Origin of the sequence: Shewanella sp. GutCb, from assembly GCF_002836135.1 — a bacterium.
Classification (GTDB): Bacteria; Pseudomonadota; Gammaproteobacteria; order Enterobacterales; family Shewanellaceae; genus Shewanella.
Genome location: NZ_PJBL01000106.1, coordinates 1 through 15,821 on the forward strand (window position 1 = coordinate 1; position 15,821 = coordinate 15,821).

Here is a 15,821-nt window from a genome sequence, read left to right on the forward strand (position 1 = left end):
CAGTAATCGCCGCTTCGACACCGAGTCTAATATCGACTAAGCCGCCTTTTAATTCATCTAGCTTGATATAGAAATATTGTGCGTGTCCGCTGAACTTAAATCCAGGGTAAATTTCATAACTGCCATAGACACCGATATCAGGTAGGGGGGCAGTCAGCTTCTCATCAACAATTTTAGGAATGCTAATCGTGTCAGGGCAGCGAGTTTCAGTATCGACGTCACAGATCCCAATATCACCACTGAAAGCTGTTTTAATAAACATGGCATGCAAACCAATCGACACACCAACGTCGTAGTTATCACCTTGCCAAATATCATAGCCATAACCGATACGTGCAATATCGATATTTAGCGTGGTATCTAATGCAATTCCAGATTTGACATCATAAGTAATGTCATCCCAAGTAAATTGAAATGGCTTTTCGACCGACTGGACGAGTGCGTTACGGTGCAGCTGTTTCCAGTCTACATAAACATTGTGTCGTTCGTTAAATTGGTAAGTGAATTCAAAGAAGGGTAAAAACTGAGACTCTTCAAGCTTTAAGTCTTGTTCAAAATCGAGGGAGAAATTATTGCCCAGAAGAGGATCGTTAACATCAATACTTGAATCAGTATTTGCATAAAAACCACCCACGCGAATAATGGTATTATTCTCGGCTTTGACACTATAACTTGTCATCAAGGCCAATAACGTGGCTGTGATAAATGTGAAACTTTTAGACATTAAAAGTAACTCCGCAATCTTTTATAATTTTTATTTTTCGCATTTGAATCGAGTCAAGTGCTTAGAGATATTAGAAACAGCATAACAGCATATGTCAAAATGTGAATAAGTTGTTTCAAGATATGTGTAATTTGTTTGATCTGTTGCAGTAAAGCTGTATTTTTAACTAGTTTTGGCGTGTTTTGTGGAGGAAATGACAGAAAGTGTACTAAACGTGACTTAACTCTGATGTGATTTTGCAGACGGTGGACGTGTTATAGGGGCTTATATTGGTCTCTATGGCACAAGATGCCCTTTCGCTAGCGAGATGTCGTTAACAGAAAGAGCATGTTTAACTGAAAAGAGCGTTATATAAATTTAGGCAATAAGATCAGCGCCCAGCTTAAGCCACAAAAAGCTAAGCTCATAAATACCGCTGCTGATGCAATATCTTTAGCTTGACCACTTAGTGGATGGATCTCGTCACTAATTCTGTCCACGACAGCTTCAATCGCTGAATTTAATAGCTCAACGATTAGCACCAAAAACAAACCAAAGATCAGTAAAATGCGCTCTACAGTGGTGACGTCAACTAATAGCGCTATAGGTAACATAATGATAGCGAGCATCAATTCTTGTCTGAATGCAGCTTCATGTTTCCACGCAAGTTTAAGGCCTTGCATCGAAAATCCAGTCGCTCTAATTACGCGTTTAATACCATGATTATTTGCAGGTTTCATATACTCTCATCTATGTACGATTATTTTTAATTTGAATTGATCCCAAAAATTGCGGCTCAGTATAGCACGTTAAAATTATGTGTTAATGCAAAAAAGCCCAGCGATAATTCTGCCATTTTGCTGATTGAATATCTCTTTTATGGGGCTAGGCTTTTTAAAAGAGAATGAGCGCGGTGCTTATTTAGTAATGCGAGTTGTTTATGACAAAAATCTACTGGCTAAGTTCAGAACTCAATTATTTGGTACGTCTTTGTTGTGGGGGATTGGCGTTTTTCTTTGTTGTGACTGCGGAGTTAACTGCAGCAGAAATGGCTAAACCGCAGATTCAACTAGCAAAAGAATATGAACAGCAGCGCATTACTAAATTATCTGATTACTTAATAAGTGAAAAACTCGATGGGGTAAGGGGCTATTGGAATGGCTCCGATATGTTGTCTCGTTCAGGCAGAGTCATCAATGTACCCAATTGGTTTGTTGAAGGTTTCCCAAACTACCCCATTGACGGCGAGCTATGGATTGATCGTAATCATTTCGAACAAGTCTCGGCTATTGTCCGCAAGAATAACGCCAGCAAAGCAGAGTGGCAGCAAGTCAGCTTTATGGTTTTTGATCTGCCAGCGGAAAGTATGCCTTTTATAGAACGATATGAAAAAGCACTGGCTGATTTATCACAGATTAGTCCCTACATTCACGTTATTGAGCAGTTCTCAATTGATGACCAAGCTGAATTAGATACAAGGCTTAATGTTATCGTTGAGGCAAATGGTGAAGGTTTGATGCTGCATCGAAAAACGGCGCATTACCAAATTGGGCGCAGTCATGACATTGTTAAATTAAAACCTGTTTACGACGCAGAAGCTGTTGTTTTAGCGCATCAGCAAGGGAAGGGTAAATACACTGGCATGATGGGGGCATTATTGGTTGAAAGTATGCAGGGAAAACGATTTAGTATTGGCAGCGGCTTTACTGATGAAGAGCGCCGCAATCCACCAAAGGTGGGTAGCATTATAACGTTTAAATACTACGGTAAAACACAAAAAGGCACCCCTAGATTTGCGAGTTTTTTGCGAGTTAGAGATCCATTCTAATTCACCGTTTCACCCTTTAATTAGCTGCAAGGCTATTTATTTCTTACTGCTATTTCAGTATGTTATTCGCACTAATATTTTATATCTTACTGGCAAAACCTTAACTAGCAGTGTTAAAGGCAGCGAAGTGCATACTTGGGAGAAGGCATTGATTAAGTATAAGCAGCGTAGAAAATACAAATACAACCTACATTCAGAATTAATCTATGAGACAGGTCTGTCTGTTAAAGTACCTATTGCCAATCTTTTTCTTGAGATCAACGCCAGCGGCCGCTTAATTATAAAGGCTGGTTACGCATGGGATGGGCCAAGTAGCCCGGCAATAGACAGCAAAAACTTTATGCAAGGTTCCTTAATTCATGACGCGTTATATCAGCTTATGAGAGATCAGGTGTTACCACCGTCGGATAGAAAACGGGTTGATGAGATCCTTAAAGAGGTGTGCTTGCAAGATGGCATGTCAGCATTTAGAGCATGGTATGTCTACCAAGGTGTGAGATTCGGGGGGGCAAAGTCGGCTGAGCCCGACCTTTTAAGTGCGCCGTAACAGGCGTGTTTATCAGCTAAGTTTATGCGGTGGTAAGCCCTTAGAGCTGTAGACACTTGATAGCGTTACCAAGTTTTATGGACAAATTTCACCTAAGTTTCTTGTATAGGAAATATGATGGTCGTCAATCCAGCGTCAGGTTCATTGGTGATTGGTAAACCGGGCATATAAAAATTTGATTATGTTCATGAAAACCTAAATAACTAACATGGATTATTTATGAAGTTAGGCCGCATCATCACATGTAGATACTTGTATTAATCCTGCTAGGTATCGTCTAAGAATATCCTAAAAAAAGCACTTTCACTTCCCCTCAGTAAATTATACTTATGATACCTAGTGAGTTTCAAATTGGTTAGGATTAATAAGTCAACTTATAGTAAATTTGCGATAAACAGAATGGAAAACTCTCTAATGGCTATTAAAAGTGTACTGTTTGTCTGTATGGGCAACATTTGCCGTTCACCATCGGCAGAGGCCATGTTTAGGCATAAAGCACGAAACGCTAAGCTGGATATAGAGATCGATTCAGCTGGAACTATTGGTTATCATCAGGGTCATTCACCAGATAGACGCTCGATGATTGCGGGTGAGAAGCGTGGTTTAAACTTTGAGGGTATGACGGCAAGACAGGTTAATAATGATGATTTTGTTCATTTCGATCTTATTTTGGCTGCAGACAAGCAAAATTTAGCTGATCTTATGCGGCTTTGCCCTGTGCAATATCAATCAAAACTCATGCTTATGTTGGATTTTTGTCCGTTTAGTGACAATGACGTTGATTATCGAGAGGTGCCAGATCCTTATTATGGCGTTGGTGATGGTTTTGAATTAGTACTGGATCTGCTTGAGAACAGTTGTAGTCATCTCGTTGCTAGCATTAGAGATAACAACACATAAAAAAAGCGCCTTATTAAGCGCTTTTTAATATGTTTCTATCAGTCTAGTTAAATCGTTTGCCTGAGCGCTTTAAGCGTTCTTGTTCACGTTTAACTTCCTCTTTAGCTTCTTTCTCTGCAAGTATTCTGGCGACTTCTGCTTTTTCAATCTCTGCCATGGCAGGTGTTTCTAATGATAGCTGGCCAATTTTTCCTGACCGGAACTCATGCAACAGTAGTTCAGATACCTTGTGCAAGTCGATACGACCACCTGGGCGAAGTGCACCACGCTTACGGCCAATGGCTTCAAGTAACTCTATGTCAGTTTCCGGCAACTCCTTTAGCTTATAACGCTCTTTCATAGCTTCAGGATAGGCTAGGAGGAAATACTCAGCGGCAAACATAGCAACATCTTCATATTCCATCGCGGTATCTTTAATGGCACCAGTCACGGCAAGTCGGTAACTGCTTCTTTCATTGTCGACTTTTGGCCACAAAATACCAGGGGTATCAGACAGCACAATACCATTACGTAAATTAATACGCTGTTGGATTTTGGTTACCGCAGGTTCATTACCTGTTTTAGCAATTGTACGGCCTGCCAGGGTGTTGATGATCGTGGATTTACCGACATTGGGGATCCCCATGATCATGGTACGAATATCTTTTTCAAGTTTGTCTCTACTCGGGACAAATTTACGGCAAAGGTCAGGAATTTTCTTGACTTGAGCTGCTTGTAAAGTGGTAATCGCCATCGCTTTAACACCTTGCTCTTGTTCAAGGTATTCAATCCAAGCTTGGGTCGTTACCGGATCGGCCAAATCTGATTTATTCAGTAGTTTGATACAAGGCTTATCACCTCGAAGCTTTTGCACCTCAGGATTTTCGCTGCTGTAAGGGATACGCGCATCGAGCACTTCAATAACTAAATCGATCTGAGGCATTACCTCTTCGATCTCTTTACGTGCTTTGTACATGTGTCCCGGATACCACTGAATTGCCATGTGCTTGCTCTACTATCAAATTACATTATTGTGGGGATTTTACCTTGTTAAGCTGATTTATAACAAACAAAAAGCGCTATAAAGCGCTTTTTGAATGCAATAGAGGCTAAATAACCCCTAATTCTCGAAGGCGTTCCATTAAATAGCTATCCGCTGTGTAGTTCTCTGATAATTTCACTTCAGGATTAGGGTGTAAAAATAGCGGCAGAGAGACTCGAGCCTTGGTCACATCGCTGCCTTCTGGGTTAATAACCCTATGGCTAGTCGATGGGAAATAGCCACCTGATGCCTCTTGCAACATGTCACCGATGTTGATAATGATATTACCAAAGTCGCTTGGTACATCGATCCAAGAGTTGTCTTTTAGCTGAACTTGCAGACCCGGCTCGTTTGCTGCGGGGAGTACCGTCAGCAAATTGATGTCTTCGTGCGCTGCAGCGCGGATAGCACCCGCTTCTTCATTACCCGACATTGGCGGATAGTGTAGTACGCGTAAAAGTGTTTTTTGGCTGTCTTCTATCATTTTTGGTAACGCGATTGAGAACTTATCTTTCACTTCTGTTGGTGAATATAGCTCTACCCATTCAAGCAGTTCCGCCGCTAAGCTATTTGCGTGGTCATAATACTTTAAAATGTTGGCTTTTAGTTGCTCAGGAATACGTCCCCATGGATAGATATGGTAATACTCTTTGATATCTTTAACGGTGTGGCCTTTGGCTGTTTCCGAAATCTCCGCAGGGAAAAATCCATCTTGTGTTTCAGGTTTAAATAGAAATTGTCTTTTTTCGTCGGTATTAAAGAACGCTTGCCACTCGGTGTAGATATCTTCGACGAGTTGTTTGTCGATTGGGTGGTTACTTAAAACGCCAAAGCCAGTGTCACGCAGTGATTTTACAAATTTTTCTGCACTGCCAGTCGCTCTATAATCAATTGTCTCTAAAATCATATTGTCTATTCTTATTTTTAGTTAGCCCGGGGCAAGTTTAGCGGCGCGGATACCGCGACGCAAACGTTAGTGATTTAGATCACATCGGTTATTGTTTACCAAGATGAATAGTGTTGCTGAGATAGACATTAATACAATAGATATTAGAGTGTTATCAATTAACACTGCTGAGTATTATACGGCTAAAAAAATTAATGTTTTTTGTTAAGTAAGCAACATTCACGCTGTTCTGTGGCATTATTGGCTAGAATATAGAACGGGTGTTGATTTATCGGATATACAAATTACGCCGTAAAATGGCCGATTAGTGATGGTATATGAAAGCATTTGGTTGGATCTATGGTCTATGTGGATCAAGATATAAAATATAGATAGAGTCGTTATCATGCATAAACTGACAGAATTTGAAAAACAAGTCATAGAGCAAAAAGGCACTGAAAGACCTTTTAGCGGAGAGTATTATCAGCACGAAGCTGAAGGAACTTATTGTTGTAAGAAATGCGATGCGCCTTTGTACAACTCAGACAGTAAGTTTAATGCCCATTGTGGTTGGCCAGCCTTTGATGATGAAATTAGCGGCGCGGTAAAACGCAATATTGATGCTGATGGTCAACGTGTTGAAATCGTCTGTGCACAGTGTGATGGACATTTAGGCCATGTATTTGAAGGTGAGTTTCTCACTCCTAAGAATGTCAGACACTGTGTTAATTCGGTATCGATGACCTTTAAGTCTGCATCGGAGAAGCCTATCGTTGAAAAGCAGTATGAATTAGCCACCTTTGGTGGTGGTTGTTTTTGGTGTACTGAAGCGGTTTTTACGGCTTTAAAAGGCGTTAATAGTGTTGTTTCAGGTTATGCCGGAGGTGATGCTGATGATGCCAATTACAGGGCGGTCTGCAGTGGCATGACAAGGCATGCTGAGGTCGTGCATATTGAGTTTGATCCAAAGATTATTAGCTACGACAACCTGTTAGCCGTATTTTGGCAAAGCCATGATCCAACTACGTTAAACAGGCAAGGAAACGATAGCGGGCCACAGTATCGCTCCGTTGTGTTTATTCATAGTGAGAAGCAGGCTGAGATTGCTAACGGCATGATTGCTACGATGACAGATGCGGGCGTATGGCAAAACCCGATAGTGACTGAAGTCTCAGCTTTTAATGGTTTTTTTGCTGCTGAAGATGGTCATAAAGACTATTTTGAACTTAATGGTGAGCAACCTTATTGTCAAATCATCGTTAAACCTAAAGTCGATAAAGTAAAAGTACTCTTTGCAGAGTTAATGAAAGATAAGTCGTGAAATAGGCAGTCAATCGCAGACAAAAAAAGACGAGCTATTTAGCTCGTCTTTTTTATTGCTGATGTAAACTGTTATGAATCGAGTTTATCGTCAGCGACTTTATAGTGAGGATCTTCAATCAAGTTAACTTCAACTAAATCACCTGCTTTATGCAGTAACTCTTTACAGTCATTACTGAGATGACGTAAATGCAGTTTCTTACCTTCACTGACATAACGCTCAGCTAAGGTATCGATAGCATCAAGTGCAGAATGGTCACAAACGCGAGAGTTCTGGAAGTCGACTATCACATCTTCAGGATCTGTTTTAGCAGGGAACAGGTCTAAAAATTCAGCAACTGAACCGAAAAACAGTGGACCATTTAGCTTATAAACTTTCCAACCATTTTTATCTTCGCTGATCTCTACGTTGATATGTTTTGCATGTTCCCATGCAAAGACTAATGCCGACACAATAACACCAACAAACACAGCAAATGCTAAATCAGTGAATACTGTCACGATTGTCACTAGGATAATCACAAACGCATCGTGTTTAGGGACTTTGCGCATGACTTTAAAGCTAGCCCATTCAAATGTACCTAACACCACCATGAACATCACACCAACAAGTGCTGCAAGCGGGATCATTTCTATTAATGATGAGCCGAACAAGATAAAGGCAAGTAGGGCTAGTGCTGCCGAGATCCCTGATAGACGACCACGGCCGCCAGAGTTAATGTTGATCATTGATTGACCAATCATCGCGCAACCACCCATAGCACCAAAGAAACCACTAGTGATGTTACCAACACCTTGACCAATACACTCTTTGTTACCACGACCACGAGTACCTGTCATTTCATCGATAACGGTCAATGTTAATAGCGACTCAATCAGGCCTACAGCGGCCAGAATAAGTGAGTAAGGTAGAATGATGTAAAGGGTTGCTAAACTAAACTCGACAGCTGGTATAGAGAAAGTGGGTAAGCTACCCGCGATTGTTGCGTGTTCATCACCGCTCATTGATTTCAGAAAATCCAATACGGTACGCGTGTCTAGATTTAAGAAGGTTACTAGCAAAGTCACGGTTAGAATGGCAGCAAGTGATGATGGGATCGCGGTCGTTAGCTTTGGCAAAAACTGAATGATTGCCATGGTAACAGCCACAAGACCTAACATCAGTATCAGTTGGTCTTGAGGTAACCAGCTCATAACACCATTAACGTCAGGTGTTTGAAATTGCCCTAGCTGTGCTAAGAAAATAACAATCGCTAAGCCATTCACAAAACCTATCATGACTGGGTAGGGCACAATACGGATAAATTTACCGAGCTTAAGAACACCGGCAGAGACTTGAATGAGACCGGCGAGTACAACAGCGGCAAAAAGGTATGGCACGCCATGTTCGGCAACGAGTGCCACCATAACAACAGCCATAGCGCCAGTAGCACCAGAAATCATACCTGGGCGGCCACCAATAACGGCAGTGATCAATCCCATGATAAAGGCGGCATATAAACCGACCATAGGTTCAACACCCGCTACGAATGCAAATGCTACCGCTTCTGGTACTAAAGCAAGGGCGACGGTTAAGCCTGAAAGTAAGTCAGCTCTTGAACTGGCCGTTTTGTGACGAATGAGATCGAACATTTAACCTCTGTTAACAGTTTGTTGAATAGGAATAAGTCTGGGCGCGCATACTATCAAAATTCACGTTGTTTTAAAATAAAAAAGCCATGCTCTTCAGCATGGCTTTTTTGTCGCGAGTCTAAATCTAGATTAGGTGCGAGTCATATCCGAGTTAGCACTGTTTGAAACTCTTGATTTTACTTCATCATTTTGTTCAGAGGTTTCATATTGGCGACCAGCTGGGGTCTCTATGTTCTCTCTAACGTTAACAACGGGCTTTGTCGTATCAGACATCACCATTGAACCAAAACGACTTGCTGGCTTAGCTTTAGCAACAGGCTTTACTTCTATTGCCGCAGGCTGTGTAACCGCTTCGACTTCAACCGCTTTGCTTTCAGTAGGCTTGATGGCTACTGGTTTTGCCATTGGTGCAGATACAGTCTTTGAGGTAACAGTAGCTTCTACAGGTTTTACTGCAATAGCGGTTTTAACAGGCTCAGGCGTTACAACTGGGCTAGGCTCTTGTTTTACTTCTACCGTAACCGCTGGTGCAGCCTTAGCAACAACAGGTGCTTCAACCACGTTAGCTGTAGGAGCAGGAGCTTTAACTTCAGTCGCAGGCTTATAAGCCGGTGATGTATTCATCGCTGATGAACTTGCTACTGAGTTAGTTTTAGCTTTTACAGTTTCAGCTTCAACTGCGACAGGCTTAGCTTTTACTGTTTCTGCTTTAACTGCGACAGGCTCAGCTTTTACTGTTTCGGCTTTAACTGCGACAGGTTCAGCTTTTACTGTTTCTGCTTTAACTGCGACAGGTTCAGCTTTTACTGCGACTTCAACAGGAGCAGCTTCAACTTTAGGCTCATTAACTTTAGCAACAGGTGCTTCTTCGTGAGTTTCATAAGCTTGAGCTGACGTTGCAACTTCGACCATGTCATTTGGTGTAAATGCTGGAGTCTCAGAGGTGTTTTCATCTTCATCGCGACGACGACGTTGGCCTGCGGCACGAAGGTGACGGGGACTACGACGGCTTCTACGCTGACCTTCTCGAGGTTCACGTGATTTATCATCTGTTGCATCTTCAGTTTGATCAATAGCAACTGACTCAGCAGTTTCAATCGGTGTTGAAACAACTTCAGTCTTAGGCGTTGTATCTGTCGCTGTGTTGGTTTCAACAACATTTGCGACTTCAACGTTAGCCACTACTGCAACAGCGTCATCAGTTGCTTCAGTATTTTCTACTGTTTCAACTTTAGCTCTTGGCTTACGAGGCTGGCGCTTAGGACGAGCGGGCTTATCATCTGCAACTGCTTGTGTTTGAACAGGCTCTTCAGCTTGAGCTACCACTGCTTTAGTTTCTTCTTGCTCGTTACTGACGCGAACTTTACGGCGCATGTTACGACGTTGACGACGCTCACGTGCTGCTTCTTGCTTAGGCTCGACAGTTTCGGTGCTAGTTGTTTCTACGGCCTTACGTGGCTTTTCGCTACGTTGTGGACGTTTAGTCTCTTCTTGCACTTTTGCTTGGTTTTCATTAGCGTCACTGCGATTGCTCTTAGTACGCGTATCTTTACCTTGCTCACTGTCACTACGACCTTCACTACGACCTTCATTGCGGCCTTCGTTACGACCTTCATTGCGGTTGCGGCGAGGGTCGTTGCGACGGTTATTGCTATTGCGACGATTATTGTTACGTGCTTGACCATTGCGGCTTGTTTTATCTTGCTGCTTAGGTTCAACCTTTACTTCTTCACTGCTACTAAAAAGTGAGCCGATTGCGGCTGCAATTTTAGCAAATAAACCGGGCTCAGCTGGTTTCACTGGCGCGGGTTTAGCTTCTGCAGGTGTAGGCGCTGCTATTTGTGGCGTTGAGAAACCTTTCAGTGCTGGCTGTGGTGGCGCAGCTCTTTCAAGTTTACGAGGCTCGTAAAGCTTAGCTTCTTCTTGCTCAAGCAATTTATAGCTAGATTCGCTGATTTGGTCATCTTTACGATGACGTACAACGCGATAATCAGGTGTGGTCATGTTTGGATCTGGGATCACATACACTTCAACATTGTGACGTTCTTCGGTGATACGAATTGCTTTACGCTTTTCGTTCAATAGGAACGCAGCAACATCAACAGGAACAATTGCCTCAATTTGCGATGTGTTTTCTTTGATGGCTTCTTCTTCCATCAAACGCAAAATTGAAAGGGCAAGTGACTCAGTACCGCGAACGGTGCCTTGTCCATGACAACGTGGACAAAGGTGAGCTGCTGACTCTTCTAGAGAAGGACGCAAACGTTGGCGTGACATCTCCATCAAACCAAAGCGTGATATACGGCCTAATTGGACGCGTGCTCGGTCATGATGAACAGCATCTTGCATACGCTTTTCAACTTCACGTTGATTGCGAACAGGGGTCATATCGATGAAATCGATGACCACTAAACCACCTAAATCACGTAGACGTAATTGACGTGCAATTTCGTCGGCCGCTTCTAGGTTAGTGTTTAGCGCTGTCTCTTCAATATCGCCGCCCTTAGTGGCACGGGCAGAGTTAATATCAATAGAGGTTAATGCTTCTGTTGGGTCGATAACAATCGAACCGCCAGAGGGTAAGCGAACTTCACGTTGGAAGGCCGATTCAATTTGAGTCTCGATTTGGAAATGCGTGAATAGTGGCACTTCAGCGTCATAACGCTTAATACGCTCAACAAAGTCAGGACGTACTAACGAAACGTGCTCTTTAGCTTCTTCATAAATACGTGGGTGATCGATTAGGATCTCACCAACGTCACGACGTAAATAGTCGCGGATAGCACGAACAATCACGTTGCTTTCTTGGTGGATTAAGAAAGGAGCCGGCGCACTTTCAGCCGATTCTTTAATTGCAGCCCAGTGATGTTGCAGAACTTTTAGGTCCCACTTCAATTCAGTTGGCTCTTTTCCTACGCCCGCAGTACGGACGATGAGGCCCATACCTTGTGGGATATCAAGTTCAGAAAGTGCTGCTTTTAACTCAGTACGTTCGTCACCCTCGATACGACGAGAAATACCGCCAGCCCTTGGGTTATTTGGCATTAATACAAGATAAGAACCCGCAAGACTGATAAAGGTTGTGAGTGCAGCGCCTTTGTTGCCACGCTCCTCTTTATCAATTTGAATAATAACTTCTTGGCCTTCTTTTATGACTTCCTTAATATTAGGACGGCCTTGGAAAGAGTAACCTTTTGGGAAATATTCGCGTGCGATCTCTTTTAAAGGGAGAAAGCCATGGCGGTCGGCACCATAGTCAACAAAAGCAGCTTCTAAAGACGGCTCTACTCGAGTGATCGTCCCTTTATAGATATTTGATTTCTTTTGTTCGTGACCTGGGCTTTCAATATCTAGATCGTATAATTGTTGCCCATCAACTAGGGCTACGCGCAACTCTTCAGATTGAGTTGCATTGATTAACATCCGTTTCATGATGATTTAATTCTTCTTTATAAAGGTCATCAAACGATACTTATTTCACTGCATTACGGGCCTAGGATTAAAAAACAGGACCTCACGGTCGGTCTCTAGGCAAGGTGCGCATTGCTGTTAGACGCATTCTCTGCGTGTCGCATCCTATTTATGGCTTATTTTTTAATGTTTACAAAAACAAGGAATTCGTTGTAAAACGTCAACCAACCCCATAAATTCTTAAATACTTTCCGGTAATGCCAATTCGAAATGGTAGCGTCTGACGACGAGTTAAAATTATTCTTCGAAATTGGGGCGTTTAAAGCAGAGAAACCAGTTGTAAGTTGGGATTACGTTTTGATTTAGTCGTGAAGGTCCATTTATTGACCTTTTGATTGATACAACGACCTGTAAATCAATTATTTACTATCAAACTGTAAACATTTTTAGTCTCATGCTTTAACGTGATGCATGGGGGATTTGTGAACACTTTATCCACTGGTTATCCCCGTTAGCGAGAGAAATATAGCAATAATAGATAAAATCAGCAATTGAAAAGGCACAATTCTTTTCACTTGTTGTACAATATGCACAACGAAACACATAGCGGCGCAGCATGAATACTCCATCTCCTAAAGTAGAAGTTCGAATGGTTACCATCGATGAAGACCATACCGGACAGCGTATCGATAATTATTTGTTAACTAAATTAAAAGGCGTTCCTAAAAGTATGATCTATCGGATTGTACGTAAAGGGGAGGTGAGAGTTAATAAGAAACGCATTAAACCTGAGTACAAATTACAAGATGGAGATATCGTGCGTATCCCGCCTATGCGTGTCTCTGATTCGAGTGAACGTCCTGGGCCGTCAGCTAAATTAACGAAAGTCTCGCAGTTAGAAGATCGTATTATCTACGAAGATAAATTCATTATTGTACTGAATAAACCATCAGGTATCGCAGTACATGGTGGCAGTGGTGTTGATTTTGGTGTTATTGAAGCAATGCGCTCGTTACGCACTCAGCAGAAGTTTTTAGAACTGGTTCATCGCTTAGATAAAGACACTTCAGGCCTGTTGCTTATTGCCAAGAAACGCAGTGCGCTAAAACATCTACATGATCAACTTAGATCTAAGAAGATGCAAAAAGATTACCTAGCGCTTGTTAGAGGTGAGTGGCAAAAGCATGATAAGGCAGTCAAAGCACCGTTATTAAAACTAACGCTTAAATCTGGTGAACGCATTGTTAGAGTCAATAAAGAGGGTAAAGAGTGTGAAACCCGCTTTAAGATCATGCAACGCTATAGTGATGCAACGCTTGTTCAAGCAAGTCCTATCACGGGTCGAACTCATCAAATTCGTGTGCATTGTCAATATGCGGGTCACCCTATAGCATGTGATGAAAAGTACAGCGAACAGAAATTTGATGACTCGATGCGTGTCCACGGATTGAATAGACTCTTTTTACACGCTGCTCAGCTTAGGTTTATTCATCCTGACACTGAAGAGATGATGGAAGTAAAAGCGCCAATGGATCCTATTCTAGAATCAACGTTAGCCAAGCTTAAAAAAGCATGAAGTCATACGAACTCGTCATTTTTGATTGGGATGGAACCTTAATGGACTCCATCAGTAAAATCGTGGCCTGTATGCAACAGATGGCCGATTCTCTATCTTTAGTTAAGCCAAGCGAAAACGCTATTCGTGATATTATTGGTTTATCTATGGATGAAGCGCTTAAGACGCTTTACCCATTGTTGGGGCAAGCTAACTTTGCGCCAATGATAGCCTCGTATAAAGAGCATTACTTAACGCTAAACACCACTCCGAGCCCATTGTTTGCGGATAGTGAAACGTTACTAAAGCAGCTATCTGCGAGAAACTATCGTATGGCCGTGGCGACAGGTAAGGGTAGAAATGGTTTAAATCGTGTTTTAGCCGAAACAGGTTTGGGACATCATTTTGAATCTAGCCGCTGCGCTGATGAATCAAAAAGTAAGCCTAATCCTGACATGCTGCTCGAGTTGTTAAAAGAGCTTAATGTTGCGCCTGAACGTGCGGTGATGGTCGGTGACTCTTTGCATGATTTGAACATGGCAAATAACGCTGGCATTGATGCGGTAGGCGTTAGCTACGGTGCTCATAGCCACGACAAACTGATTTTAGCGCAGCCCAAAGCCATTATCGCTACGCCGTTAGCGCTGTTGAGCGTGCTATAAGTTATTCATATGCTTAACGCTAAACCGCGTTAACGCTCGTAGGACGACAGTGCCGCGGTCTCGTCAATCCAAATTGGTGACTCGCCACTGTCCATCCTTGTCATTATATTTATCTCAGTTGCTGCAGCTTGCACGCTTTTGACGACTTTCTTTCATATTCACTCCCTCGCGTCATGAGCATACTCATCTAGTCTTGGAAGACATTGTCATTTACAACACATCTATCCCTTGTAGGTGCAATAAATCGATGAGAGAGATTAACGGCAGACCGACTAATGTGTTGGGGTCTTTACCTTCTAAGCGTTCAAATAGTGCAATACCCAAACCTTCACATTTAAAGCTACCAGCACAATAAAAAGGTTGTTCAGTATCGACATAACGGCTAATGGCTTCAGGGGTGAGCGTCCTAAAGTGGACAATGAAGGGTTCGACGATAGCTTCAACCTGACCGCTTTCTACATCGTGTAGCGCAAGTCCTGTATAGAAGGTGATGGATTGACCGCTCGATTGTGACAGTTGTTGTATTGCGGTTTCACGATTAAGTGGTTTGCCAATAATCTGATTATTGATGACTGCTACTTGATCAGAACCAATTACGACACCCTTGGTATATTTGGCCGCGCCTGCCGCCGCTTTAAGCTTGGATAGCCTAAGAACTAAGTCTTTTGGGGATTCGTTGTCTAAAGGTGTTTCATCGACTTCAGGAGAGCAGCAGCTAAAGGGCAAGTTGAGCTTATTTAGGAGCTGCTTTCGAAATGGAGATGTGGAGGCCAATATAAGCGCTTTTGACATGGTTTAACCTTAGAGTTGGCAATCGAGATACTTTTATAGATAAGTATTTTCGCTAAAGATGAATGGCATTAGCAAGTCATTATTGTACTCAACGCCTTTTTTATCATTTACAAGACGACATCAATGGATGATGGCCTTACTTCTATTTTACGTAATAATATCTATTGATAGGGTAAATTGATGTCAACAGGTAATGTTCAGCCGTTATACAGGTGTTGGTGAATACCATGCAGTCACAGAAGACATTCACTTGGAGATAAATATGTTTAAGCTATGGGTCGCGATTCTAATTATGCTCAGCGTTGTGGTGCATTTAAGTGGTGACGTGAGTCGACCACTTTATCCCACCATTTTATTTGCCATGGTATTGGGCGCTGTGGCGAGAGAAGGGATAGCAATGCTTGATCATATTATCGTTAGTTGGGTATCAAGGGCTGGCTCGGCGGTTAAGTCATACTAAGATTGGTTAGCGAAAATCATTTTGTACCAAGTGTTTATTTTTATTAACCAGTGCTAATCGCTAACGTTGCGAGTCGTGCGACGATTTTACTTGCCGTTTATCCG

Annotated in this window: 14 protein-coding genes; 7 read left to right on the top strand and 7 right to left on the bottom strand. The window is 42.3% G+C overall.

Translation table 11 applies throughout. The features are described 5' to 3' along the window. Positions 1 to 724: hypothetical protein (locus tag CXF86_RS21425; protein WP_102039984.1), on the bottom strand; the 724-nt coding region annotated here is incomplete at its 3' end. 347 nt (positions 725 to 1,071) lie between these two features. Further along, entirely contained in the window at positions 1,072 to 1,443 is a 372-nt protein-coding gene (locus tag CXF86_RS21430) for a diacylglycerol kinase (RefSeq protein ID WP_101091521.1), read from the bottom strand. Between the two features lie 200 nt (positions 1,444 to 1,643). Here CXF86_RS21430 and CXF86_RS21435 point away from each other — a divergent pair, with 200 nt between their 5' ends. The 3 genes from CXF86_RS21435 (at position 1,644) to CXF86_RS21445 (ending at position 3,978) form a co-directional block, all read left to right on the top strand. Beyond that, complete coding sequence (locus CXF86_RS21435; RefSeq protein WP_101091522.1) at positions 1,644 to 2,531, top strand: DNA ligase; 888 nt, start codon at positions 1,644 to 1,646, stop codon at positions 2,529 to 2,531. Between the two features lie 127 nt (positions 2,532 to 2,658). Continuing rightward, positions 2,659 to 3,078, top strand: coding sequence for a DUF1353 domain-containing protein (locus CXF86_RS21440; RefSeq protein ID WP_219622758.1), 420 nt, complete (start codon positions 2,659 to 2,661; stop codon positions 3,076 to 3,078). A gap of 414 nt (positions 3,079 to 3,492) precedes the next feature. Next, positions 3,493 to 3,978 carry a low molecular weight protein-tyrosine-phosphatase gene (locus tag CXF86_RS21445; protein ID WP_374702348.1) on the top strand — a complete coding sequence of 162 codons (486 nt, stop codon included), beginning with the start codon at positions 3,493 to 3,495 and terminating at the stop codon, positions 3,976 to 3,978. A gap of 43 nt (positions 3,979 to 4,021) precedes the next feature. Here CXF86_RS21445 and ylqF read toward each other — a convergent pair whose 3' ends face one another. Both ylqF and CXF86_RS21455 read right to left on the bottom strand, forming a co-directional pair. After that, positions 4,022 to 4,960 (bottom strand): ribosome biogenesis GTPase YlqF, encoded by a 939-nt coding sequence (gene ylqF, locus CXF86_RS21450; RefSeq protein ID WP_101091524.1) that lies wholly within the window; start codon positions 4,958 to 4,960, stop codon positions 4,022 to 4,024. Between the two features lie 106 nt (positions 4,961 to 5,066). Next, entirely contained in the window at positions 5,067 to 5,906 is an 840-nt protein-coding gene (locus CXF86_RS21455; protein ID WP_102039986.1) for an isopenicillin N synthase family dioxygenase, read from the bottom strand. A gap of 385 nt (positions 5,907 to 6,291) precedes the next feature. On the opposite strand from CXF86_RS21455, the gene CXF86_RS21460 reads away from it, so the two are divergent. Further along, entirely contained in the window at positions 6,292 to 7,206 is a 915-nt protein-coding gene (locus tag CXF86_RS21460) for a bifunctional methionine sulfoxide reductase B/A protein (protein WP_102039987.1), read from the top strand. A gap of 71 nt (positions 7,207 to 7,277) precedes the next feature. Here the strand turns inward: CXF86_RS21460 and CXF86_RS21465 are convergent, their stop codons facing one another. Together CXF86_RS21465 and rne are read right to left on the bottom strand one after the other, a co-directional pair. Continuing rightward, the gene (locus tag CXF86_RS21465) at positions 7,278 to 8,837 is read right to left on the bottom strand and encodes a SulP family inorganic anion transporter (RefSeq protein WP_101091527.1); all 1,560 of its coding nucleotides are present in this window, start codon (positions 8,835 to 8,837) and stop codon (positions 7,278 to 7,280) included. A gap of 129 nt (positions 8,838 to 8,966) precedes the next feature. Next, positions 8,967 to 12,269 (bottom strand): ribonuclease E, encoded by a 3,303-nt coding sequence (gene rne / locus CXF86_RS21470; protein WP_102039988.1) that lies wholly within the window; start codon positions 12,267 to 12,269, stop codon positions 8,967 to 8,969. Positions 12,270 to 12,864: 595 nt separating this feature from the next. Between rne and rluC the strand changes: the two genes are divergently transcribed. Together rluC and CXF86_RS21480 are read left to right on the top strand one after the other, a co-directional pair. Next, the gene (rluC, locus tag CXF86_RS21475; protein ID WP_101091529.1) at positions 12,865 to 13,824 is read left to right on the top strand and encodes a 23S rRNA pseudouridine(955/2504/2580) synthase RluC; all 960 of its coding nucleotides are present in this window, start codon (positions 12,865 to 12,867) and stop codon (positions 13,822 to 13,824) included. After that, positions 13,821 to 14,465, top strand: coding sequence for an HAD family hydrolase (locus tag CXF86_RS21480; protein ID WP_101091530.1), 645 nt, complete (start codon positions 13,821 to 13,823; stop codon positions 14,463 to 14,465). The genes rluC and CXF86_RS21480 overlap by 4 nt, the downstream gene beginning before the upstream one ends. A 210-nt stretch (positions 14,466 to 14,675) precedes the next feature. Here the strand turns inward: CXF86_RS21480 and CXF86_RS21485 are convergent, their stop codons facing one another. Next, positions 14,676 to 15,257 carry a Maf family protein gene (locus CXF86_RS21485; protein WP_102039989.1) on the bottom strand — a complete coding sequence of 194 codons (582 nt, stop codon included), beginning with the start codon at positions 15,255 to 15,257 and terminating at the stop codon, positions 14,676 to 14,678. A gap of 262 nt (positions 15,258 to 15,519) precedes the next feature. On the opposite strand from CXF86_RS21485, the gene CXF86_RS21490 reads away from it, so the two are divergent. Continuing rightward, complete coding sequence (locus tag CXF86_RS21490) at positions 15,520 to 15,717, top strand: hypothetical protein (protein ID WP_102039990.1); 198 nt, start codon at positions 15,520 to 15,522, stop codon at positions 15,715 to 15,717. Positions 15,718 to 15,821: the final 104 nt, after the last annotated feature.

Coding starts and splice junctions, on each gene's coding strand:
- CXF86_RS21430 (WP_101091521.1), bottom strand. CDS start 1,443: ATGAAACCTGCAAATAATCATGGTATTAAACGCGTAATTAGAGCGACT.
- CXF86_RS21435 (WP_101091522.1), top strand. CDS start 1,644: ATGACAAAAATCTACTGGCTAAGTTCAGAACTCAATTATTTGGTACGT.
- CXF86_RS21445 (WP_374702348.1), top strand. CDS start 3,493: ATGGCTATTAAAAGTGTACTGTTTGTCTGTATGGGCAACATTTGCCGT.
- ylqF (WP_101091524.1), bottom strand. CDS start 4,960: ATGGCAATTCAGTGGTATCCGGGACACATGTACAAAGCACGTAAAGAG.
- CXF86_RS21455 (WP_102039986.1), bottom strand. CDS start 5,906: ATGATTTTAGAGACAATTGATTATAGAGCGACTGGCAGTGCAGAAAAA.
- CXF86_RS21460 (WP_102039987.1), top strand. CDS start 6,292: ATGCATAAACTGACAGAATTTGAAAAACAAGTCATAGAGCAAAAAGGC.
- CXF86_RS21465 (WP_101091527.1), bottom strand. CDS start 8,837: ATGTTCGATCTCATTCGTCACAAAACGGCCAGTTCAAGAGCTGACTTA.
- rne (WP_102039988.1), bottom strand. CDS start 12,269: ATGAAACGGATGTTAATCAATGCAACTCAATCTGAAGAGTTGCGCGTA.
- rluC (WP_101091529.1), top strand. CDS start 12,865: ATGAATACTCCATCTCCTAAAGTAGAAGTTCGAATGGTTACCATCGAT.
- CXF86_RS21480 (WP_101091530.1), top strand. CDS start 13,821: ATGAAGTCATACGAACTCGTCATTTTTGATTGGGATGGAACCTTAATG.
- CXF86_RS21485 (WP_102039989.1), bottom strand. CDS start 15,257: ATGTCAAAAGCGCTTATATTGGCCTCCACATCTCCATTTCGAAAGCAG.
- CXF86_RS21490 (WP_102039990.1), top strand. CDS start 15,520: ATGTTTAAGCTATGGGTCGCGATTCTAATTATGCTCAGCGTTGTGGTG.